Below are 22,664 nucleotides of genomic sequence, written 5' to 3'. Positions count from 1 at the left end.
ATCCTTTCCAGGTGGACTAGGTGAAGGCCTTCACTTCGAGCAGCCCCACCGAGGCCTGGCCGCTCTGCAGCGCCACGCGCAAGCGGGTGGTGCTGATCGGGTTGAACGTGACGTGGTTGTAGGCGTTGATGGCGATCGGGTACGTGCCGGGGACGTCGACGTACGCGCTGCCGTTCCAGTACTGGAGCTTCCAGGAGGCCGGCAGGCGGACGCCGTCGTTGTCGTCGAAGAAGTAGACGTCGGCGGCCTTCAGGGTCTGGCTGCCCGGCCAGGTGAGCTCGGCCCACTGGGCGCCGGTGTTGGGCCAGGTGCCCCAGCGCTTGTTGACGGTGTCGTTCGAGCTGGGCGGGTCGATGCCGTCGTTGATGGCCGCCACGCTCTCCCACGGCGAGGTGTACGAGGCGGACGGCGTCGCGCTGCCGGCCACGTTCACCGAGGTCCCGCCGCCGCTGCCCACGGTCAGCTGGAACGTCCTGGTCACCGGCGTGCTCAGCTTGTCGTAGTCGCGCAGCTGCACGGTGAAGCTCGACGTGCCCGCCGTGGCGGGGGTGCCGCTGATCGTCCCGGTGAACCGGTCGAGGGTCAGCCCCGCGGGCAGGGAGCCGCTGGTGACCTGCCAGTCGTAGAACGGCACGCCGCCCTTTGCCTGCAGCGTCTGGCTGTAGGCGGTGCCCGGCGTGGCCGAGGGCAGGGCGGTGGTGACGATGGACGGCGGCAGGAACGGGGTGAGGTTGCGGTTGAGCTTCCACCCGGCGTTCTCCGCGATCAGGAGCGACAGCTTGGTCATCATCCACCGGCGGGTGGGGAACATGTGCGTCCAGCCGCCGTTCTGCCCGCTGATCCGGTCCCAGTACTTCTGGTCGCCCGGGATGTGGTAGCTGCTGTCCAGCGGAACGGGGTAACCCTGATACGCGACGACATCGGGATCGTTCCCGGCGTTCTGTACGTATGACCGCATGCCGGCCCAGTCGCTGTGGAAGGCGACGGCGTGGCCGTACTCGTGCATGACCAGGCCGTGCACGTCGAGCACCGAGCCCGCGATCTCCGTCTTGTACCAGTCCTCGTCGGCCAGGGAGGTGAACAGCTTCTTGTTCGCCTCGTCGTACTCGAAGATCATCGCGGTCGAGCGGTGCAGCGGGCCCGCGAGCTGCTGGCCGTTCCTGGTGCTGTACTTGCCGTTGGCGGCGGGGTAGCCGGTCGAGTACGGCGACTGGATGCCGCGGAAGAACACGTACATGCCGTTGTAGGCGGCGTTGTTGGTGACCGTGATCTCGTTCTGCCAGTCGTTGCCCGGCAGGTGGTTGGTCTCCGCCCCGGCCGCCACGGTGTCGAACGGCTGCATGTCGAAGAACCTGAACCAGTCCTTCACGGCCTCCTCTGCGGCGGTCCGGAAGTTCGGCTCGTTGAAGTAGCCGGTGATGTTGTCGTAGCGGTAGTCGAACGTGACCGGCAGGCTCGGCTGCAGCGCGGTCTTCTCGTCCTGCTGCACCCGGATCGGCATCTGCTGCTGGGTCGTCGTGCCGGACCCGTCCCGGATGTTGAGCTTGAGCGTGTAACTTTCATCCTGGCCGGGGCCGCGCTTGGAGTGGATCGCGAGGCGGAACACCTTCTGGTCGTTCGCGTTCGCGAACGTCAGCGTCTTGGTGGCGCCGGTGGCGGTCAGCTGGCTGGGCAGGTCCATCATGAGCCTGGAGGTGCCCTCGGCCTTGAGGTCGATCGTGACCGGGTACTGCACGCCGGTCGGGGGTTTGACGGTGAGCTCGACGTACGGATTGGCCAGGTAGCCCTGCCAGTCGACCAGCTTGACGCCGTAGTCGTTGACGGTCCTGCCGAACATGTCGACCACCGTGGCGGTGGTCGCGGCGTGCGCTTGCTGCGGCACGCCGCTGAGTAAGGAGGCTAGTAAGACGGCCGCTGCGGTGACTCGCCTGGCGCCCTTGGCGGCCTTGGGGGCGTGGCGGGATCCTCGGTCCATCCGGACTCCTAGTAAGGATTTTGGGAATAGGTTTTCCCACGCGCACAGTAAGGTGTTACACAGCACCGGTCAACCCCCGTCCGCACCGCCCGCGCCGCACGGTTCGCGCCGCACGGTTCGCGGAAGCGGGACGTGGCGCGTGGTGCGTGCCGCGTCACCGGCGCGGGGTCAGGGGGTGGCGCGGCGGGTGGACTCGCGCAGGACCAGGCTGGCCGGGACGATGGTGACGCCGCCGGTCGTCGGCTGGCCGGCGATGGCGTCCAGCAGGTGGCGGGCCGCCAGGCGCCCGATCTCGCCCAGGTTCATGTCCACGGTCGTCAGCGGCGGCCGGCACCCCAGCGCCATCGGCTCCCAGTTGTCGAACCCCACCAGCGCCACGTCCTCGGGCACCCGCCGCCCCCGCTCGCGCAGGGTCTCGGCGACCCCCCGCGCGATCTGGTCGCTCCCGCAGAAGATGGCGTCCACGTCGGGCGTGGCGTGCAGCAGCACGTCGGCCCCCTGCCGGCCCCACTCCTCGCTCCACTGCCCGTACAGGATCTCGCCCGCGGGCGACAGCCCGGCGGAGGAGAGGGCGGAGGTGAGCCCCTGGGCGCGCCGCCGCGCCGCCTGGAAGCGCTGGGGGCCCGTCACGTGGCCGATGCGGGTGCGTCCCGTCGCCATGAGGTGGCGGGCGGCCAGCGCCCCGCCGCCCTCGTCGTCCGGGATGATCGAGACGTCCGAGTCGTCCGTGGACTGCGTCATCGCGTACACGACGGGGACGGGCAGGTCGCGGCCGATCCCCGGGCGCGGCTCCGTGCGCCGCCCCGTGACGATGATGCCCTCGACGCGCCTGGCCAGCAGGCGCTCGACGTAGTGCCGCTCCCTGATCGGGTCGTCGCGCGTGTCGCACATGAACACCGAGATCTGGCCCGCGCCCAGCGCGTCCTCGGCGCCCAGCATCACGGGGATGCTGAAGCGGCCGAAGCTGTCGCCCGTGACCAGGCCCACGGTGTACGTGCGGCCCGCCAGCAGCCCCTGGGCGAGCGGATTGGGCCGGAAGCCGAGCCGCTCGGCGGCGGCGAGCACCCGGTCGCGCGTCTCGACGCGCATGCGGCCCCGCCCGTTGAGCGCCTTGGACGCGGTGCCGATCGACACGTCGGCGGCCGCCGCGACATCCCTGATCGTGACGGTTCTCGTTGTCCCATCGGAAGGGCTGGCCAACCGTGTCCCCTTTCGCGTCACACCCTACTGCGCACAAGCATCCCCTTGACCTGTGATGTATCACACCTTACCCTCCGATTGAGAAAACCTATTCCCACCGTTTTCTCACACGGGCAGAGGTTGAGGAGCTAGATGCAGCAGAGTCCTGTCATTCCGTCCGGCCGGACAGTGTGGCGGCCGCTCGGGATCCCAGACGTGGTCATCACCGGCGGGCCGCTCGCGCGGTGGCAGCGGATCAACCACGAGGCCAGCATCCCGCTGGGCCTGGAGCAGATGGAGCGCTCGGGCGCCCTGCCCAACCTGCGCCGCGCGGGCGGAGAGGGCGAGGGGCCGTTCCAGGGCTACCGGTTCCAGGACTCCGACCTCTACAAGCAGCTCGAGGCGATCTCCTGGGAGCACGTCCGCGCCCCCGAGGCCGGGTACGGCGACTTCGCCGACCAGGCGGCGGCCGTCCTGAAGAAGGCACAGCGCGACGACGGCTACCTCAACTCGCACTACCAGGTCGTCAAGCCGGACAAGATCTACACCGAGCTCGAGTACAGCCACGAGATGTACTGCGCGGGCCACCTGTTCCAGGCCGCGGTGGCGGCCGCCCGCGCCGGGATCGGCGACGGGGTGGTCGAGGTCGCCAGGCGCCTCGCCGACCACCTGGTCGACGTCTTCCTGACCGGCGGCAACGACGGCATCGACGGCCACGCGGAGGTCGAGACCGCGCTGGTGGAGCTCTACCGCCTGACCGGCGAGCGGGCCTACCTCGACCTGGCGGCCAAGCTGATCGACAACCGCGGCAAGGGCCTCATCAAGGACAGCGGCATGGGCATGCTGTACGCGCAGGACCACCTGCCCGTACGCGAGGCCGACACCGCGGTGGGCCACGCCGTGCGCCAGCTCTACCTGGAAGCCGGCATCGTCGACGTCTACCTGGAGACCGGCGACGAGTCGCTGCTGGAGTGCTCGCTGCGCCGCTGGGAGGACATGGTCGCCACCAAGACGTACATCACGGGCGGCCACGGTTCGCGCCACGACGGCGAGGCGTTCGGCGAGCGGTACGAGCTGCCGCCCGACCGCGCCTACAGCGAGAGCTGCGCCGCCATCGCGAGCATCCACTGGAACTGGCGGCTGCTCCTGGCCACCGGCCACGGCCGCCACGCCGACCTGATCGAGCGCACGCTCTACAACGCCTTCGCCGCCTCCACCTCGGCCGACGGCCTGCGCTTCTTCTACGTCAACCCGCTCCAGCGCAGGAACGACCTCGTCGAGGACGCCTACCTCGGGCGGCGCAGGGAGTGGTTCGCGTGCGCCTGCTGTCCCCCGAACATCATGCGCCTGGTGGCCTCGCTCGGCGCCTACGTGGCCACGACCGGCGACTCCGGCCTGCAACTGCACCAGTACGTCCCGGGCACCGTCGCCGGGAAGATCCGGATCGAGACCGACTACCCGTGGGACGGGCTCGTCCGCATCACGGTCGAGGAGGCGGGCGACTGGGAGCTCGCCCTGCGCATCCCGGCCTGGAGCGAGGCCACGTACGTCGACGACCGCCCGGCCCGGGCCGGCGAGGACGGATATTTCCGGCTGCGCCGCGGCTGGCAGGCCGGTGACACCGTCGAGCTCCGGCTCGACATGACGCCCAGGATCACCTACCCCCACCGCAGGATCGACGCGGTCAGGGGCTCCGTGGCGCTGGAGCGCGGACCGCTCGTCTACTGCTTCGAGAACGCCGACCAGCCCGACGGCGTGGAGGTCGACGACCTCGTCCTGAACCCGCAGGCCCCGCTGCGGGTCAAGCCCGTCGACGACCTCGAGGGCGTCGGCCGCACCGTACTGATCGAAACCGACGCCGTCGCCGTGCACCAGCCGGTCGGCGGCCTGCCGTACACCACGAAACCCCTGGCGACCAGCACCGGCGTGAAAGCGACCGCCGTCCCCTACTTCCAGTGGGACAACCGCGACGGCGGCGCGATGCGGGTCTGGATCCCCCTCGCGTAAGGAAAGACGCGGATGAGAAGACGCGACCTGTTGAAGCTGGGCGGGCTCGCCGCCCTCGGCGCCACGGCCTCGGCCTGCGGCGGCTCGGGCTCCGGCTCGGGCGGGAAGAACGTGCAGCTGCAGTTCATGTACTGGGGCTCGACGTTCGAGAAGGCGGCCGTCGAGCGGATGCTCAAGCAGTACGAGCAGAAGCACGCGGGGGTGAAGGTCAAGCCGCTCTACACGCCCGACGAGTACGACGTGAAGCTCAACACGCTCGTGGCCAGCAACCGGCTCCCGGACGCCGGGTATGTGCCGCTGGCGATGTCGTACCGGCTGGGCCAGCAGGGCAAGCTGGTCAACCTGTTCCCCTATCTGAAGAAATATCCGCAGCTGGCCGGCTACCTGCCGGACGCGTACCTGTGGAGCGGCCAGGACAACCTGCACGGCGTCGCGACGGCCAACGAGATCGAGCTGCTGTGGTTCAGCAAGTCCGCCGTCGCGGCCGCCGGGGTCACGCCGCCCGCCGACGCCGCCTCCGCCTGGACGTGGGATCAGATGGTCGAGAACGCCTACAAGCTGACGATCGACCAGAACGGCAAGCACCCGGACGAGTCGGGCTTCGACCCGAAGCAGATCAAGCAGTTCGGCATCTCCAGCAGCATCACCTACGGCGCGGCCTGGTACGGGTTCCTGCGCAGCAACGGCGTGGACTTCGCCGACGAGAGCGGCAAGAAGTGCCTGCTCGACACGCCCGAGGCGATCCAGGTCTTCCAGAATCTGCAGGACCTCGTCTACAAGCACCGCGTCGCTCCCGGCCCCGGGCAACTCGCCGCGACCGGCGACGACGCGCCGGGCACCAACATCCTGCTCAAGACCAAGCGGGTGGCCATGGTCGTGGACGGCCACTGGAGCCTGCTCGACATGAACGAGAGCAAGGTGGACTACGGCATCGGCGTGCTGCCCAAGTACAAGGAGCCGTTCACCGCCAGCCAGGTGGCGGGCGCCTCGGCGGTGTTCGCGGGGAGCAAGCACGAGCAGGAGGCGGTCGAGCTGTTCGCCTTCCACAACGACCCGCGCTACGTCGACCTGTTCGCCAAGGGCCTGTGGATGCCGCAGGAGAAGAAGTACTACGAGGACCAGGCGGCCATCGACTCCTGGACGAAGAACGAGCTGCACCCGCCGGAGTTCCGCACCGCCGTGGTGGACTACGCCCGCGACCACGGCGTGCCCACGTTTGGCAATCGCGTCAAGAACATGTCCACGATCAGCAGTGACGTGCTCACCCCCGCGCTGCAGGAGATCGAGACCGGCAAGCGCCCGGCCGCGGAGATCCTCAAGGAAGTCACGCCCAAGATCACCAGCATGCTCCAGGGCTGGCAGCACACCCAGGAGCTCTGATGCGCCGCCTCGAAACGCGCTGGGGCATCCTGATGGCGCTCCCTGCCATCCTGGGGTTCGTCATCTTCACCGTCGGCCCCATGGTGGCCTCGGCGTTCTTCAGCCTGACCGACTGGACGATCGGCGCCTCGCCGTCCTTCATCGGCCTGGACAACTACGCCACCATGGTCAAGGACGAGCTGTTCTGGAAGTCGCTGAGCACGACCACGTACTACACGCTCGGCGCGGTGCCGCTGGCGCTGATCGTCAGCTTCGCCGTGGCCATGCTGCTCAACCAGAAGGTGCGCGGCCTGGCCATCTGGCGGACGATCTTCTACCTGCCGACGCTCGTCCCGGCCATCGCGAACGTCGTCCTCTGGATCTGGATCTTCAACCCGGACTTCGGCCTGCTGAACTCCCTGCTCCGGGAGGGCGGCCTGCCCGGCTCCCAGTGGATCTACGGCGAGTCGACGGCCGTGCCCTCAATGATCATCATGAGCACCTGGGGCTTCGGCAACACCATGGTGATCTTCCTGGCGGGGCTGCAGGGCGTGCCGAGGCACCTGTACGAGGCCGTCTCGATCGACGGCGGCGGCGCGTGGCGGCGCTTCTGGCACGTCACGCTGCCGATGATGACGCCGACCATCTTCTACAACCTGGTGGTCGGTGTCGTCGGCACCTTCCAGGTCTTCAACCAGGCGTACGTGATGACCGAGGGCGGCCCCAACCACGCCACGCTCTTCTACGTCTACTACCTGTTCCGCAAGGCGTTCACGGAGAGCGAGATGGGCTACGCCAGCGCGCTCGCCTGGACCCTGTTCATGATCATCATGGTGGTGACGTTCCTGATGTTCAGAAACGCCCGCCGCTGGGTCTACTACGAGATGGCAGGCGCACGATGACCGCCCTGGCGACCCCGGACAAGACCCGCGCGGCCCGGGTGGCTCCCACGGAGGGCCTGCGCAAACCCCGCAGGTACGGCCGGGCCCTGCTGTACGTGGCGCTGGTGGCCGGGTCGATCCCGACCCTGCTGCCGTTCGTCTGGCTCGTGCGCAGCGCGCTCATGCAGGACGCGCAGATGTTCGTCTCGCCGCCCCAGTGGCTGCCCTCGCCGTTCCAGTGGTCGAACTTCACCGAGGCGCTCACCACCCAGCCCTTCGGCCGCTACTTCTTCAACACGCTGGTCATCGCCGTCATCAGCGTCCTCGGCACGGTGCTGACCTGCGCGGTCGCGGCCTTCAGCTTCTCCCGGCTGCGCTGGCGCGGGCGCAACGTGATCTTCGCACTGCTGCTGAGCGGCGTGATGCTCCCGTACGCGGTGACGCTCATCCCGACGTTCGTCATGTGGCAGCAGCTCGACGCGATCGACACGATCGCGCCCCTCACCGTGCCCAGCTGGTTCGCGGGGGCGGGCGGGGGCGTGTTCAACATCTTCCTGCTCAGGCAGTTCTTCCTGACGATCCCGTTCGAGCTGGACGAGGCCGCCTACATCGACGGGGCCTCCCCGTGGCGGGTGTTCTGGACGATCGTCATGCCGCTGTCCAAGCCGGCGATCATCGTGGTGACCATCTTCACGTTCATCGGCACCTGGAACGACTTCCTGGGGCCGCTGCTGTACCTGCAGAACGAGGAGAACTACACGCTGTCGCTGGGGCTGGCCTCCTTCCAGAGCATGTACATCACCCAGTGGGGCTACCTCATGGCGGCGTCGGCCGCGGTGATCGCCCCGATCATCGCGCTCTTCTTCTTCCTGCAGCGGTACTTCATCGAAGGGGTCACGCTGACCGGCATCAAGAGCTAGGCGCCACCTCCGCGGGTCTCGTGTGGATCAGCCGGATGATCGCCTGGCTCATCCGGGCGTAGTCGTGGTCGTTGACCAGCTCGCCGCGGAGGCTGAAGCCGTCCATGACCGCGATCCGGTCGGCGAGGGTGACGATCTCCGGCAGGTCCGACGAGATCAGCAGCAGCGCCAGCCCGGCTTCCGCCAGCTCGGCGATCAGCTCGTGGAAGGCCGCCTTGGTGCGTACGTCGATGCCGACCGTCGGCTCGTCCACGATGAGGATCTCGCATGCGGCGGCGAGCCACTTCGCGAGGCTGACCTTCTGCTGGTTGCCGCCGGAGAGCTGGCCCGCGAGCTGGGACGGCGAGGAGATCCGGATGCCCAGCCGGTCGGCGTACCCGGCCACCAGGCGGCGTTCCGCCCGGTCGGTCACCAGCCCGGCCCTGGCCAGGCGCCGCCACACGGTGACGCCGACGTTGCGGGCGATCGACTGGTCGAGGAAGAGGCCCTCTTCCTTGCGGTTCTCGGTCACGTAGCCGATGCGGTGGCCGCGGAGCGCGTCACCGACGTCGCGGATGCGCACCGGACGGCCCCGTACCTCCACCGTCCCCGAGGTGATGCGGTCGAGCCCGAGCAGCGCCTTGGCCAGCTCGCTCCGGCCGGCCCCGACCAGGCCGTACAGCCCGAGGATCTCTCCCGGGCGCACGGCCAGGGAGACGTCGCGGTGGCCCCGCGCGGTGCACACCTTCTCCAGCCGCAGGGCGGGCGGCGTCGCCGGGTCGACGTGCCGCTCGGCGAGGCGGACGGAGGAGTACGCCCGCCCGACCATGAGGTCGACGGTCTGGTCCTGCGTGTAGCCGGCGAGCGGTTCGGCCTCGGCGACGCTGCGCCCGTCGCGCAGCACGGTGACCGTGTCCGCGACCGCGAACACCTCCTCCAGCTTGTGGCTGACCAGCACGACGGCGTGCCCGCTGTCGCGCAGCCTGCGCACGATCCCGTAGAGGCGGTCGGCCTCGTCCCCGGTGAGCGACGCGGTCGGCTCGTCGAGCAGCAGCACCTTGCTGTCGACGCTCAGCGCCTTGGCGATCTCGACCAGTTGCGCCTGCGCCACGGACAGCCGGGAGACCGGGGTGTCCGGGTCGAGGTCCAGATCGAGCAGGCCGAGGCAGCGGCGGGCCTCGGCGCGCATGCGCGCCCGGTCGACGAGGCCGAGACGCCGCGGCAGGTGGTGCAGCAGGATGTTCTCGGCGATGGAGAAGGCGGGGATCAGGTTGCGCTCCTGGTGCACCACGCCGATGCCGGCCCGCTGGGCGTCGAGCGGCCCGGTCAGATGCAGCTCGGAGCCGCCGAGCGCGATCCGCCCGCCGTCCGGGCGGTGCACCCCGGTCAGGATCTTGATCAGCGTGCTCTTGCCCGCGCCGTTCTCGCCCAGCAGGGCGTGCACGCTGCCCCCGGCCAGCCGCAACGTGGCCCCGTCCAGCGCACGGACTCCCGGGAACGTCTTCACCAGGTTCTCGGCGGTCAGCATCATGACGACCCCTTCGACAGCTTCTGGCGTGCGGTGCCGAGCAGCACCGCACCGAGGACGACCGCGCCGACGATCAGGTCGATCCAGCGCGGGTTGATGCCGAACTGCGCCTGCATGACGTCCACCAGCCGGACCAGGAACGCCGCGAGGCAGGTGCCGGCGACGCTGACCACCCCGCCGGTGAGCGCCACCCCGCCGATGATCGGCGCGGCGAAGCTCGGCAGCAGCAGATCGTCGCCGATGCTCGAGTTGACGGAGCCGGAGGCGGCGACCGTGATGACGGCGGCCACCCCGGCCAGCAGGCCGCTCAGCCCGTGCGCGATGACGATCGACCGGTCGTTGGAGATGCCGGACAGCCGCGCGGCGAACGGGCTGCCGCCGCTCGCCAGCAACTGCCGGCCCATGACCGCCCGGCCGAAGAACAGGGCCACCAGGACGGCCGCCGCCAGCGCGAGGACGAGGACGACCGGCAGCCCGAGCACCGAGGCCGCGCCGAGCTCGCGCAGCCCTGGCGAGTAGCCCTGGAAGGTGTCCGGGCCGTTGATCCCGTACCGCAGCCCCTCGATGATCGTCATGGTGGCGAGGGTCACGATGAAGCCGTTGATCCGGGTGAACACGACGAGCAGCCCGTTGACGAGACCGGCGGCGAGGCCGACCCCGAGCGCGGCCGGCACGGCCAGCGGGGCGGGCAGCCCGCCCTCGAGCATGAGCCACGCCGCGACCATGGCGCACAGTCCCGTGAGCGCGCCCACCGCCAGGTTCATCTGGCCGATGGCCAGCACCACCATCTGGGAGAGCCCGATCACGATCGGGACCGCGAGGAAGCGGAAGAACGCGTCCAGCGTGCCGCGCGAGAGCAGGTTGCCGTCCGTGGCGACGGCGAGCGCGACGAATCCGGCGGCGGCCAGCACGGCGAGGGTGAACTCCGGCCGGGCGGAGAGGTCCTTGAGCCGCCCGGCGCGGCCGGCTGTCGTGGTGCCGGTGCTCATACCGCTGCTCATGCCCGTGCCCCCCTTCGTTCCGCGACGACGTGGCGCACCCGGTCGAGCGAGAGCGCGGCGAGCAGCACCAGGCCGATGTAGAGATTGAGCTGGTCGAGCTGGAACTGCAGCAGGTTCAGGCCCTTGGAGATGACCTGGGTGAGCGCCGCGCCCAGCACCGTGCCGAGCACGCTGACGGCGCCGCCGGCCAGCAGGGTCCCGCCGAGCACCGGCCCGAGGAACGACGGCAGCAGGAACGCGTCGCCGATGCGCGCCGAGAACGCCCCGTTGTTCGCGGCGAGCAGGAAGCCGGCCAGCCCGGCGAGCAGCCCGCTGAGCGCGTGCGCCTGCACCACCCGGCTCCGTACGGGGATGCCGGACAGCTCCGCCGCCCTCTCGTTGGCGCCGGTCATCAGGATCTCCCGGCCCAGCCTGCTGAAGCGGAACAGCACCCCCACCACCAGCACCGCGACCAGGGCGAGCGGCACGACGAGAGGGATGCGCGGACCGCACAGGTCGCCCATGCAGTAGTCGGCGAACGTGTCGTTGCGCAGCGCGTCCATGCCGGCGGGCCGGCCGCTGAAGGCGACGCCGTCGGTGAACCTGGTGTAGAGGATCGTGATGAGCCCCACCAGGGCGAAGTCCATCGCCAGCGTGACCACGAACGAGTTGACTCCGGTACGCGAGATGATCAGCCCGGCCAGCGCGCCGAGCGACGTGCCCACGACCAGCCCGATCACCAGGCCGGCCACCAGCGGCACGCCGAGCCGGTCGTAGGCGAGTCCCATGGCGAACGCGCTCATCGCCGCCATCCGGCCGACGGCCATGTTCATGTGCCCCAGCGACAGGACGGCCAGCTGGGCGAGACCGACGACCGCGTACACGCTGATGTCCGACTGCAGCGGCACGAGCGTGAGCGTGGTGTTCATGAACGCCGGCCGCAGCGCGGTGAAGAGCGCGACCAGGACGATCAGCAGGACGAGCAGCCCGAGCCGGGGGTTGGCCCACAGCGGCATTCCCGGCCGCCCGCGCGCTCCCGGCGAACCCGCCGCGGGCGTCTCCGGCGGCGTCGCGGTCCTCGTGCTCACCGGACTCTCCGGTCGTCGATCGCGTCGCGGTCCCACTCGATGCCGAGCCCGGGGGAGGCCGGCGCCAGGGCGTGCCCGTCGGCGACCTCGATCTCCCGCCGCGTGATCGCCCTGAGCTGGGGGATGTGCTCCAGGTAGCGGCTGTTCGGCACCGCACAGCAGAGGCTCACGTGAAGCTCCATGAGGAAATGCGGGCATACCGGCACGTTGTACGCCTCGGCCAGGTGCGCGACCTTGAGCCAGGGCGTGATGCCGCCGATGCGCGCCACGTCCACCTGCACGATGCCGGCCGCCTGCCGGTGCAGGTACTCGCGGAACTGCGCCACGGAGTAGAGCGACTCGCCGACCGCGACGGGGATCGAGGCGGCCGCGGCCAGCGCCTGGTGCCCGGCCACGTCATCGGCCGGCAGCGGCTCCTCGAACCAGTACGGGTCGGACGGCTCGAGGAGCCGGGCCCGCCTGACGGCCTCCGCGGGGGTGAGCGACTGGTTGGCGTCGAGCATCAGGTCGAAGTCCGGCCCGACCGCCGCACGCACCGCGGCCAGCCGCTCCGCGTCCTCCACGGGGGAGCGGCCGATCTTGAGCTTCACGCCGGGCCAGCCCGCGGCCTGGCTCGCCTTGGCGCCGGCGATGAGCTCGTCGGTGGTGAGGTGCAGCCAGCCGCCCTCGGTGTCGTACAGCGGGATGCGCTCCTTCGCGCCTCCCGCCAGGACCCAGAGCGGCTGGCCCGCGTCGCGGCAGCGCCAGTCCCACAGGGCCGTGTCGACGGCGGCGAGGGCCAGGGAGGTGATCGCGCCGACCGTGGTCGCCCGGGTCGCGGCGAACAGGTCGTGCCAGACGGCCTCCACCCGGCGGGCGTCCGCGCCCACCAGTCTGGGCAGCAGGTAGTCGCGCAGCAGGGCGAGCACGGCGGTGCCGCCGGTGCCGATCGTGTACGTGTAGCCGGTGCCGGTGCCGCCGTCGTCCGTCCGGACCTCGACGAAGACGGTCTCCTGCTTGATGAACGACTGGACGGCGTCGGTGCGTACGGTCTCGACCTCCAGGTCGACGAGATACGCCTCGGCGTGGATGATCGCGGGCAAGGGGAGGCTCCTCCTGGGGGTCGTGGACTACTTGCAGGACAGGTACTGGCTGTCGAACGCCTTCTTCAGCTCGTCCGTCCTCGCCTGCCGGTCCGTGTCGTAGGTGTCGATGTCGGCCTTGGTCACGACGAAGGAGCCGGAGTCGACGATCACTCCCGGCTGCGCCATCGTGCAGCCGCCCGCGAGCTTCGTCAGCGCGTACGACCCGACGGACGCCTGGCCCACCGGGTTCTGCAGCACGGTCGCCGCGACCGAGCCGTCAGCGATGCCGGCCAGGATGGTCTTGTCGTCGTCGATCGCGACGACCTTGATCGGCAGCTTGGCCCGCTTGACGCCCTCCGCCGAGGCGACCGCGGGGTTGTAGGCGGTGTTGACGATGCCCTGGATCCGGTCGCCCTTGGCGGCGAGGAGGTCGGCGACGGCCTTCTGCGCCGTCTGCAGGTCCTTGTCCACGTCGGTCACGGTCTGCAGGAGCTTGACGTTCCCGCCGGTCTCGTCCACCGCCTTCTGCACCCCCGCGATGCGACGCTGGGTGTTGGAGTCGACCTTGTTGCCGGTCAGGTGCACGAGGTCGCCCTGGCCGCCCATGGCCTCGATCGCGGCCTGCGCCGCCTTGTAGGCGGCCAGCTGGACGTCGGTGGACAGGCAGAAGTCCGCCTTGTCGACGTCGCCGGCCGGGCAGGACGCCAGCGAGGCGACCGGGAAGCCCTGCTTTCTGAGGTCCTCGAAGGTGGCGTTGATGTTCTCCGGGGAGACGCCGAAGACGCCGAAGGCGTTGTAGCCCTGCGCGGCGAGGGACTTCAGCACGTCGTTCTGCTTGGTCTGGTCCCAGTCGGAGGTCTCGTTGAAGGTGACGTCTCCGACGCCCAGCTCGGCCTTGGCCTTGGCGGCCGCGTCCTTCCACGGCTGGAAGTAGGGGTGTGCCCCGCCGGGGACCAGGGCGATCTTGACCTGGCCGGGTGTCCGGGCCGCTGGGCCGGCCTGCGCCGTGCCGTCGCTCTTCCTCGTGCAACCGGCGGTGGCGGTGACGGCGAGCAGCAGAGCGGCAGCCAGCCCGCCGAGCCTGACCAGTGGTCGTCCATTCATGGCCGCGCCTCTCGAAGATTCATAGATCCTATAGGATGTTTCATGGAGGTATAGTCCGTGGTCGTCAGAACGTCAAGACCTGACGTTCGTGGGAGGATGGGCCCGATGGCACCCACCGAACGGATTCGGCTGAGGCGGTCGACGCTCGGCGACGACGTCTACGACGTGCTCAGAGCGCGGATCCTCGAGCACAGCATGCAGCCCGGCGACCGCGTCAACATCGACGCGCTGGCCCGCGACCTCGAGGTGTCCCAGACACCGATCCGCGAGGCCCTGGCCCGTCTGGAGTCCGACGGGCTGGTCCGCAAGCGCCCCCTGGTGGGCTACACGGTCAGCCCGCTGCTCACCCGTGCCGAGTTCGACCACATGTTCGAGATGCGGCTGCTGCTGGAGTGCGCCGCCGCACGCCTGGCCGCCGAGCGGGCCACCTCAGCGCAGCGCGAGGCGATCGTCGCGGAGGCCGCCACCTCCATCTCCCAGGAGCCCGACGACCCCGGCGGCTGGCACGCCGCCTTCACCACCCATGACGCCCGCTTCCACGACCTCATCGCCGAGGCGTCCGGCAATCCCCTGCTCCGCGAAGGTCTCGAGCGCCTGCATGTCCACCTCCACCTGCACCGGAGATACTTCCCCTACGCGCACGCCGGCACGACGATCGAGGAGCATCAGCGCGTCGCCGCGGCCATCGAGGCCGGAGATCCGGACGCGGCCGAGGCGGCGATGCGGAGACACGTGAGCGAGGCACGCGAGCGCCAGCTGACGGCGTTCGACTGACGCCTTCCGGCCGGCGCCCGTCCGTACGGTCCGGATCAGCCCAGTACGGCTTGCGCCTCCGCCAGCGTGGCGAGGGCGTGGGGGAGTCCGCGCAGGCGACCGGCGAGCGCGTCCAGGACGGAGAGCAGCACGCGCGCCGGGATACCGCGGGCCGCGAGCATCTCCGCCGTCCAGCCGACGTAGGAGACGAACAACCCGGGGTCGTCGACGTACAGGGAGGCCCCGAGGAAGCCGACGATGTACGCGACGTCCTCGGCCGGATGTCCGAGCTGGTGCTCCGCGTAAGCCGCCGCCGCCTCGGGGACGCGCCGGGTCAGCTCTGCCACGGCGCCTCTCACCAGGTCCCCGGCGGACCCGGTGAGAGTGGCGTACTCGTGACCGGCCAGGTGTGGCCCGTCGGCGCCCCGACCGGGCGGGGGCCGGCGCGGCAGCGGCCCGCCGGCCAGCAGGTCGGCGGCGGCGCCCGCGTCGGGGGCCCAGGCGTCGGCTCCGAGCAGGCGGGCGTAGCGGCCGTCCGGGCCGAAGGCCGCGCCACCGGCCAGCACCGGCGTACCCGCCGCCTGGCACGACGTGATCGCCGCGTGCGCGGCGGGCAGCCGGGTCGCGAGCGAAGCGGACAGCGCCGCCGCGTCCGGGTTCGTCCGGTGCAGGTGTTCGACCAGGTACGGCGTGGGCACCTGCGCGCCCAGGTAGTCGACGTGCCAGCCGCGCAGGCGCAGCACCTCGGCCAGCAGCCGCGCCGGGAACGCGTGCCACTCGCCGTGCACGCATGCCACCGTGACGCGGCCCCTGCCGGGCTCCGGATCCCTCCGCACGGAGGGGTGACGGGCCAGTGTGGCGAGCACGCGCTCGTTGACGGCCGTGGCGGTGTGCTCCTGGGCGACCGTGATGCGGTTGGTCGCCCACTCCTGCCCGACGCGCGACTGCACCTTGGCGACGACGTCCAGCAGCAGGGTCTCCATCGGGACCCCGGCGTCGAGCGTGGCCAGCGCCGCGTCGGCGGCGGCGTGCTCGTCGCCGGCCGTCGCCGCCGCCCACAACGTGTCGACACGTTCCTTGACGTCGTATCTCACGGCACCCCTTGTCCAGCCGCGTCGGGCGACCCTTCGCGGGGCGCGGTGATGGCGACGACCGCCATGTCGTCGTGCTCCCCCTCGCCCACCCACTGGCACGCCAGCATCTGGACGCGATCGGCCAGGGCTTCGGGAGACATGCCGGCGCACCTGCGGAGCTGCTCGCACAGCCGCTCCTCACCGAAGAACTCATCGCCGAGCGGGCCGCCCCTGGCCTCGACGATGCCGTCGCTGTAGAGCAGGCACGTCTCGCCGGGCTCCAGCAGCACCGACTCGGTGGCGCTGGTGATGGGCTCGACCAGGCCGATCAGCGTGCCGGTGGTGCGGACCGGCTCCACGCCGCCGTCGTTCCGCACGATCAGCGGCAGCGGGTGCCCGGCACTGGTCAGCCGCAGCGCGACCTGCGGTCCGCGGCGCCCGATCGAGGCCAGGACGAGCGTGACGTAGTGGGTCGGATCGGCGTCGGTCAGCAGCACGCTGTTCAGCAGTTCCAGCACGCGATGGTGGTCGTCGGCCAGCGGCACCAGGGCGCGCAGGATGTTACGGATCTTGCCCGTGAACACGGCGGCCTCCAGGCCCTTCCCGGACACGTCGCCGAGCACCACCAGCGACTCCCGCCCTGAGCCGGCGACGGGATGCACGTCGTAGAAGTCGCCGCCGACCCGCTCGCTGTCGCCGGCGGGCCGGTAGCGGGCCGCCAGCTCCACGCCCTCCAGCGGCGGCGCCGCGGGCGGCAGCAGCCCGGCCATCAGGGTCTCGGCGATGGCCCCCTGCTCGGCGTAGAGCCGCGCGACGGAGATCGCCGCGCCGGCCCACGCGGTGAACAGCGGCACGAAGACCTGCTCGTCGTCGGAGAAGCCGGCCTGACGGGTGCGGCGCAGCAGCACCAGGGCGCCCGCGGGCAGGCCGTGGCCGGGCAGCGCGGTCACCGCCACGGAGCCCACGTCACCGCGCCTGCCTCGGAGCACCCAGTCGGGAGCCTCGGCCGGATCGATCCAGCGGGTGGGCGTCGGGGGGAAACCCTGCAGCGCCTCCGTGAGCCCCGAAACCGTACGGGAGTCGATGGACGCACTCTCGCGGACCACCTCACCCCGCGGATCGCAGTAGACGATCGCGTGCTGGCGAGGGGCCAGCGGCAGCACCACCAGCGCGGCGTCGGCGAACCGCCGGGCGGCCAGGCGCGCGGTCGCCTCCAGGCAGCGCTCGAGGTTCAGGGAGGAGAGCAGTTCGACGGAGGCCTCGACCATGAACGCGGTCCAGGCCCGCTCGGCGTGCAGCGCCTCGACGGCCCGTTGATAATCGTCGGCGTCGACGAGCCACCACGTGACACGATCGCCGTCGACGTGTACGGGATGTGCCTCGAACACCGACGTGCCGATGGGACCGCGGGCCTGCTCGCGTCCGGCCCTTCGGCCGGCGCCGAGCCCGGACCTTGGGTCAGTGCCGAGCCCGGTGCTTTGGCCGGTGCCGAGCCCTGCGCAGATCTCGCGGTGGGCCCGCGCCAGCCAGGCCGGGGTGACCCGCGCCAGCGGTACGCCGGCGGCCGCGCCGGCGAGCAGCAGGCGGGCCGCCTCGTTCGCCTGCTCGATGATGCCGGCGGCGTTGATCGCCAGCATCGGGTACGGCGCGTCTTCCCACACCATCCCGACCGTGCCTCGCCCCCACCCCTCTCCAGATCCGTCACTCTACGTGGTGCGGTCCGTGGCCTTCCGCACGTGATGGGGTTCTTTGCAGTAACTTCACCCCCGGCCGACCGCCCCTGCCACGCGTTGACCGGCGCGTTCCCCCGGGCACGTCCACCGCTCACGGCTTCAGCTTCAGCCTCTTCCTCGACGCACCCGGGTACACGACGACCAGGTGTTCCTCCTCCTCTCCGTCGTCGACCCGCACGTAGACACGGAGCCGGTAGCGGCCCTTCCCCGCGATCGCCAGGTTCGGCATCGGAGCGCCCGCGCCCACCTCTCCGCCCTCGCCCATGTACGGCACGGTGAGCCGGCCGCTGCGGCTGACGATCGGCACCTCGTTGACCTGATCCCACCCGGCCGTCCGCCGTGGCGGCGCGGTGCGGAACGCCTTCACCGTGAGGCAGAGATTCGTGACGTCTGCGACGTGCCCGATGAGTGCCGCGCTGCCGGCCACGCCGATCCGGGCGCTGTCGTCGTAGGCCTTGTCCGTCGCCTGCTCCGCCGCCTTGTCGGCCGCCGCGTCCGCGGGGTCCTGGACCAGATAGCCGGGATCGCCGTCGACGAACAGGAAGTATTTGGCCGTGGCCTGGGCGGCACCCTTCGTCCGGGGCCACGGGTCGCGGCACTTCGCGTTCTCCTCGGCGATGTAAGCGGCGTTGGCGTCCTCCGTCTCCGTGGTCGACCGCAGCAGCTCGGGATTGGTCGCGCCGATGATCTCCGGGCATACGTAGACGAGGTCCCACGGGTCCGCGCCCCACGCGGGCCGCGCGCTCCCGGCCCGCGTCAGAATCGCCTTCTGCTCGTCGCGGTCGTTCGTCCGGCACAGCGCCCGCCCGTACGCGAGGATCGCCTGGTCCGACAGGCTGTCCGGGAACATGGGCGGGGCTCCACCTTCTGTGCTCCGCGCCCGGCACAGGAACGCGGCTTCGCGTTCCGCAGGTTTGAGGTCGCCGAAGTTCGGCCGGTCATAGCACTCCATCGACCAGCCGGTGTAGGTGAGGTGCGCGCTCTCCTCCGGATGGATCATCGCGGTGATCGGCAGTACGGCCACGGCCGCCACCGCGACGCGGATCGCGCGCCGCCGCGCGGGCGGGAGCTCCGCCGGGCGGCCCCCATCGGGCAGTTCACGGGCGGTCGCCGCGATCCATACGGTGTTGACGAGCCACACCGCGTTCACCATGACCAGCGCCACCACCAGATAGCCGCCGCTGGAGATCGTTCCGAGGAGCAGGTTGAGCGGGACCGTCAGCGCGTAGATGCCCACCGACAACCACCCGGCGGCCTGCGTGCCGCGGCTCCACCGGCCGTCGCGCCGCTGCCCGATGACCGTGATGGCGGTCGACGCCACTCCGCACAGCATCAGGCCCATCTCGACGATGTCGCTCGATCCAAGCTCTGGGAGGTCGAGCTCGTCGAGCAGTTCGTTGGCCATCCTGGCCAGCTCGATCGCGAACATCACTCCGGCCGCCGCGCGCAGCATGCCGGACCGCCAGCGGATGACGAGCAGGTAGAGGACGTCGATCGTGGTCCACAGCGCGAGCTGGAATGCCGCGACGACCGCGTCGGGGAGCAGCGAGATCGGGTACCACAGCACGAGGGCGTACGCCACCGCCAGATACAGCAGCCCGCGCAGCGCCTTCGCCCGGCGGTCCAGCGGTCCGGGCTTGGGGGCACGCAGGATCAGCCACAGGAGCGCGGCCTTCACCGGGGCGGCCACGAGCAGCGCCACAGTCGTCGGGGTGTCGATTCCGTCGCGCGTGTAGAAGCCCGCATAGGACGGCGGCGACCATTCGACGGCCACCCAGAGCCAGGCGTCGCCGAGCACCAGGCCCGCAGCTGTCGCCGCAAGAACCAGCCCTACTAATCCAATCCTGATAATCCGCCATAAATCATCCGAAGGCACGGGACGCGATCTTAGCGCGGCACCGCCGTACAGGCGGACACAGCGGAAACGAGCGCTCTCCACCGCCGATCAGCCGTCATGATTTCCGCCCCGCTCTGCTGCTGTCGGCGTCAGGAATAGATGGCCTGCGGCAAAATACTACAAAAGGTAAAAGAGGGCTTCGCCGTATGTGATCGTCCGACAGAATGACGGGATGCCCCAACCAGTCCCCGCCGATCTGCTGGAAATCGCTGAAGCACTTGTCCCCGACGCTCCTCTTGGCTCCGCGCGCCTTGCCGAGCAGGGGAATATGCACCACGTCGTGCTGTTCCCCGGCGTCGCCGCAGTGCGGATCAGCAAGCGCCCCGGTGCCGCCGCCGCGCTGCCGCGCCGGGTCGAGATTCTCCGAGCCGTTGCGGCGGCCGGTCTGCCTTTCGCCGTGCCGGAGCCGCTGACTGAGGTGGCCACGTTCGGGGAACGCGCGGCCGTCGCGGTTTCGTGGATCGACGGCGAGTGGCTGCCGGAAGGCATCGGGGACCCGGCGGCGTTCGGCCTGCTCCTGGAGGCACTGCGCGAGGTTGAGATCTCGCCGTCGCTCGAGGCCGTTCTCCACAGGCCGCGCCGGTACGCCGAGGGCTTGGGATGGGCCGACATCCTGAGCGACGAGATCATTCCGCGCCTGCCGACGAAGTGGCGTGACGGAGTTCGGCAGCGGCTGGACACGCTGCTGGCGCTCGAGGAGGTCCCGGCCAGGCTCGTCCACGGCGACCTCGGCGGCAGCAATGTCCACTTCGGCAAGGACGGCAAGCTGACCGGCGTCCTCGACTGGGACCTGGCGATCCTGTCCGACCCGGCGATCGACGGGGCACTCGTCGCGACCTGGCACGGCTGGGCCGTCCTCCGCGCGGCCACCGACGAGGAGACCTACCGGCGCTCCTGGGCCTGGAACGACGCGGTCGGGGTCGAGCACCTCCATGCGGTGTTCACCGGCAGACCCTTGTCGCACGTCGACGGTTTCGTCAGTGCCGTTCTCGCTTGGCTGGAGGAGCGCGGCTAGCGCCCTGCCCCTCGTGCTCGGCGTCCTCGTCCGCACTGCCGTTCTCGCCTCTTCGGTGGAGCTGAGCCGTCAGGCGACGGTGAGCGCCTTGGTGATGTGCCACTCGGCCAGGTCCGGCAGCCATTGCCGATCGGGGAAGGCGGTGTCCGCGAACGGCGGCTCACTGAGGCCGGCGGCGGCGTGCCTGTTGCTCCGCGGCGTCGAGTGCGGGAGTGAGGGGGGCGAGCGTGGTGCGCAGGAGATCCGGTAGCGAGCCGGACGGCACGACGAGCCCTCCGGACGTGACGGAGGCGGCAGTGGTGTGCAGCCACTGTTCGAGCGCGACGCGGATCGCGGCGGCCACGCTCGCCGCGAGCACACGGGCGGTGTGCGGGTCGGTGTCGCCGAGGCGTCCGGCGATCGCGTCGGTGAGGGGATGTTCGACCGCGCCGGCGGTGTCGACGAATGCCTCGCGCAGCGCGGGTCGGGTGGTGATCAGCAGCAGCGCATCGCGATGGGGCTCTCCTGGATCGGTGTACTGCTCCACGACCGCCTCGACCACGGCGTCGGCGAGGCCGACGGCGGGCCGGGCAGCGACCGCCGCCGCGACCCGTGCCTCTCGTTCGGCGGTGACGGCGGCGACGATCGCCTGCTCGCGGCTGGAGAAGTAGTTGTTGTAGGTCCTCGGCGAGACGCCGGCCGCCTCGGCGATGTCGTCGACGCGCACGCTCTCCGGTCCGCGCTCCAGGGCCAGCCGCAGGGCCGCCTCGCGCAACGCCTCCCTGGTGGCCTGCTTCTTCTGCTCGCGCAGCCCCGTCCGTCGTGTCGTCACCGTCCAAGCATCCCAGCTAAAGTGCGTACACGCAAACTTGCGTGCACGCATGTTTCGCTCTACTGTCAGGCCGTCTGATCCCCACAGGAAGGACGGAACCATGCGTGTCAAAGGCATCGCGTACGACACCGGCTTTGTTCGCAACGGGGCGATCTCTCGTGAGCGCTTCGAGCTCGACGTGGTCAGGCGGGAGCTGGCCATCATCCGTGATGACCTGCACTGCAATGCCGTTCACATCGTCGGTGGCGATCCGGAGCGGCTGGAACTGGCGGCCCGCTGCGCCGCCGAGCTCGGGCTGGAGGTCTGGTTCTCGCCCTATCCGCTGGAAATGACGACCACGGAGATCCTGTCGCTGTTCACCGACTGCGCGCAGCGGGCGGAGCGGGTCCGTAAGGCGGGAGCCGACGTGGTGTTCGTCGCCGGTGTCGAGCTCAGCATCATGAACCGGGGGTTCTTTCCCGGTGACGACGTAGAAGAGCGACTCGGTCAGCTGTTGAGCCGGCCCGACGGCCGGGCCGAGCGGCTCGCCGAGGTGAGCGCCCGCCTCAACGACTTTCTCGGCGAGGCCGTCACGGCGGTACGCGAACGTTTCCGGGGTAAGATCACCTACGCCTGCATACCGTTCGAGCGGGTCGACTGGACCCTCTTCGACATCATGTCCGTCGAACTCATCCGCTCCGCCGAGGTGGCCGACCAGTTCCGGGAGGGCGTGCGCACCCTTGTCGCGCAGGGAAAGCCGGTCGCGATCACCGGTTTCGGCACGGCCACCTGGCGGGGCGCTGGCGACGTCGCACCGCGCAGCATGGAGATCGTCGAGTATGACCAGACCGGTCGCCCGGTCGGGCTGAACGGGGACTACGTCCGCGACGAAGCCGGCCAGGCCGCCTACCTGCGCGAGTTGCTGGAGATCTTCGAGACCGAAGGGGTTGACAGCGCCTTCGTGTACCTTTTCGCCCTCGACGGCTTCCCGCACCGCCCCGACGACCCTCGCCACGACCTCGACCTGGCCAGCCCCGGCATCGTCAAGGTTCTCGAAGACCGCAACGGCGACACGTACCCGGACATGCCGTGGGAACCCAAGGCAGCCTTCGCCGCGCTGGCCGACTACTACCGCGGCTGACCAGACCGGATCGCCCCTCTGGACGCCACCGCAGCCCTGCTACCGCCGCTCAGGGCCGGGCAGGGCTCAGACCGCGGCCTGCAGGGCGGCGTTGCCCTGGGCCTCCGCCGAGAGGTCCTGCCAGTCGGCCCAGGTCTTGAGCCGGTCGGCGTACGCCTGCTGGAGCATCGGGTAGAAGCCCAGGCCGAACAGGATCCG

At 70.3% G+C, this 22,664-nt stretch carries 18 protein-coding genes; 7 read left to right on the top strand and 11 right to left on the bottom strand.

What is annotated here, in order from left to right; genetic code table 11:
- Positions 1–16: 16 nt before the first annotated feature.
- Positions 17–1,882 carry an Ig domain-containing protein gene (locus AB0H84_RS50690; RefSeq protein ID WP_357621160.1) on the bottom strand — a complete coding sequence of 622 codons (1,866 nt, stop codon included), beginning with the start codon at positions 1,880–1,882 and terminating at the stop codon, positions 17–19.
- Positions 1,883–2,143: 261 nt separating this feature from the next.
- Entirely contained in the window at positions 2,144–3,175 is a 1,032-nt protein-coding gene (locus tag AB0H84_RS50685; protein WP_357621158.1) for a LacI family DNA-binding transcriptional regulator, read from the bottom strand.
- A 132-nt stretch (positions 3,176–3,307) separates the two neighbouring features.
- Between AB0H84_RS50685 and AB0H84_RS50680 the strand changes: the two genes are divergently transcribed.
- From AB0H84_RS50680 to AB0H84_RS50665, 4 genes are read left to right on the top strand one after another with little or no spacing between them, the layout of a single operon-like run.
- Positions 3,308–5,161, top strand: coding sequence for a beta-L-arabinofuranosidase domain-containing protein (locus AB0H84_RS50680; RefSeq protein ID WP_357621157.1), 1,854 nt, complete (start codon positions 3,308–3,310; stop codon positions 5,159–5,161).
- A gap of 12 nt (positions 5,162–5,173) precedes the next feature.
- Positions 5,174–6,541, top strand: coding sequence for an extracellular solute-binding protein (locus AB0H84_RS50675; protein ID WP_357621155.1), 1,368 nt, complete (start codon positions 5,174–5,176; stop codon positions 6,539–6,541).
- On the top strand, positions 6,541–7,422 hold the full coding sequence (locus tag AB0H84_RS50670; RefSeq protein ID WP_357621153.1) for a sugar ABC transporter permease: 882 nt from the start codon (positions 6,541–6,543) through the stop codon (positions 7,420–7,422). The genes AB0H84_RS50675 and AB0H84_RS50670 overlap by 1 nt, the downstream gene beginning before the upstream one ends.
- Positions 7,419–8,321, top strand: coding sequence for a carbohydrate ABC transporter permease (locus AB0H84_RS50665; protein ID WP_357621151.1), 903 nt, complete (start codon positions 7,419–7,421; stop codon positions 8,319–8,321). Before AB0H84_RS50670 ends, AB0H84_RS50665 begins: the two co-directional genes overlap by 4 nt.
- Here AB0H84_RS50665 and AB0H84_RS50660 read toward each other — a convergent pair.
- From AB0H84_RS50660 to AB0H84_RS50640, 5 genes are read right to left on the bottom strand one after another with little or no spacing between them, the layout of a single operon-like run.
- Positions 8,311–9,831 carry a sugar ABC transporter ATP-binding protein gene (locus tag AB0H84_RS50660; protein WP_357621149.1) on the bottom strand — a complete coding sequence of 507 codons (1,521 nt, stop codon included), beginning with the start codon at positions 9,829–9,831 and terminating at the stop codon, positions 8,311–8,313. The two genes, AB0H84_RS50665 and AB0H84_RS50660, sit on opposite strands and share 11 nt — an antisense overlap.
- The gene (locus tag AB0H84_RS50655; protein ID WP_357621147.1) at positions 9,828–10,829 is read right to left on the bottom strand and encodes an ABC transporter permease; all 1,002 of its coding nucleotides are present in this window, start codon (positions 10,827–10,829) and stop codon (positions 9,828–9,830) included. The genes AB0H84_RS50660 and AB0H84_RS50655 overlap by 4 nt, the downstream gene beginning before the upstream one ends.
- The gene (locus AB0H84_RS50650; RefSeq protein WP_357621145.1) at positions 10,826–11,896 is read right to left on the bottom strand and encodes an ABC transporter permease; all 1,071 of its coding nucleotides are present in this window, start codon (positions 11,894–11,896) and stop codon (positions 10,826–10,828) included. Before AB0H84_RS50650 ends, AB0H84_RS50655 begins: the two co-directional genes overlap by 4 nt.
- Positions 11,893–12,978 carry a mandelate racemase/muconate lactonizing enzyme family protein gene (locus tag AB0H84_RS50645; RefSeq protein ID WP_357621143.1) on the bottom strand — a complete coding sequence of 362 codons (1,086 nt, stop codon included), beginning with the start codon at positions 12,976–12,978 and terminating at the stop codon, positions 11,893–11,895. Before AB0H84_RS50645 ends, AB0H84_RS50650 begins: the two co-directional genes overlap by 4 nt.
- 27 nt (positions 12,979–13,005) lie before the next feature.
- Positions 13,006–14,064, bottom strand: coding sequence for a sugar ABC transporter substrate-binding protein (locus tag AB0H84_RS50640; protein ID WP_357621141.1), 1,059 nt, complete (start codon positions 14,062–14,064; stop codon positions 13,006–13,008).
- Positions 14,065–14,169: 105 nt separating this feature from the next.
- Between AB0H84_RS50640 and AB0H84_RS50635 the strand changes: the two genes are divergently transcribed.
- Complete coding sequence (locus tag AB0H84_RS50635; protein ID WP_357621139.1) at positions 14,170–14,838, top strand: GntR family transcriptional regulator; 669 nt, start codon at positions 14,170–14,172, stop codon at positions 14,836–14,838.
- A 35-nt stretch (positions 14,839–14,873) separates the two neighbouring features.
- Here the strand turns inward: AB0H84_RS50635 and AB0H84_RS50630 are convergent, their stop codons facing one another.
- The 3 genes from AB0H84_RS50630 to AB0H84_RS50620 all read right to left on the bottom strand — a co-directional run bounded on the left by AB0H84_RS50630 (position 14,874) and on the right by AB0H84_RS50620 (position 19,421).
- Entirely contained in the window at positions 14,874–15,911 is a 1,038-nt protein-coding gene (locus AB0H84_RS50630) for a cobalamin-dependent protein (RefSeq protein WP_357621137.1), read from the bottom strand.
- Positions 15,908–17,554, bottom strand: a complete 1,647-nt coding sequence (locus tag AB0H84_RS50625; RefSeq protein ID WP_357621135.1) for a PP2C family protein-serine/threonine phosphatase — start codon at positions 17,552–17,554, stop codon at positions 15,908–15,910. The genes AB0H84_RS50630 and AB0H84_RS50625 overlap by 4 nt, the downstream gene beginning before the upstream one ends.
- Before the next feature lie 160 nt (positions 17,555–17,714).
- Positions 17,715–19,421, bottom strand: coding sequence for a hypothetical protein (locus tag AB0H84_RS50620; protein WP_357621133.1), 1,707 nt, complete (start codon positions 19,419–19,421; stop codon positions 17,715–17,717).
- Between the two features lie 367 nt (positions 19,422–19,788).
- Between AB0H84_RS50620 and AB0H84_RS50615 the strand changes: the two genes are divergently transcribed.
- Positions 19,789–20,535 carry an aminoglycoside phosphotransferase family protein gene (locus AB0H84_RS50615; RefSeq protein WP_357621132.1) on the top strand — a complete coding sequence of 249 codons (747 nt, stop codon included), beginning with the start codon at positions 19,789–19,791 and terminating at the stop codon, positions 20,533–20,535.
- Positions 20,536–20,695: 160 nt separating this feature from the next.
- On the opposite strand, the gene AB0H84_RS50610 is transcribed toward AB0H84_RS50615, so the two are convergent.
- Positions 20,696–21,346: a TetR family transcriptional regulator gene (locus AB0H84_RS50610; protein WP_357621130.1), complete on the bottom strand. Its 651-nt coding sequence runs from the start codon at positions 21,344–21,346 to the stop codon at positions 20,696–20,698.
- 100 nt (positions 21,347–21,446) lie between these two features.
- Here AB0H84_RS50610 and AB0H84_RS50605 point away from each other — a divergent pair, with 100 nt between their 5' ends.
- Positions 21,447–22,466 carry a hypothetical protein gene (locus AB0H84_RS50605; RefSeq protein ID WP_357621128.1) on the top strand — a complete coding sequence of 340 codons (1,020 nt, stop codon included), beginning with the start codon at positions 21,447–21,449 and terminating at the stop codon, positions 22,464–22,466.
- Positions 22,467–22,664 lie beyond the last annotated feature (198 nt).

It is taken from the genome of Nonomuraea sp. NPDC050786 (genome assembly GCF_040654115.1).
Taxonomy (GTDB): Bacteria; Actinomycetota; Actinomycetes; order Streptosporangiales; family Streptosporangiaceae; genus Nonomuraea.
Note: the sequence above shows the minus strand (reverse complement) of the source record. Positions and strands in the feature narration are given on the sequence as shown.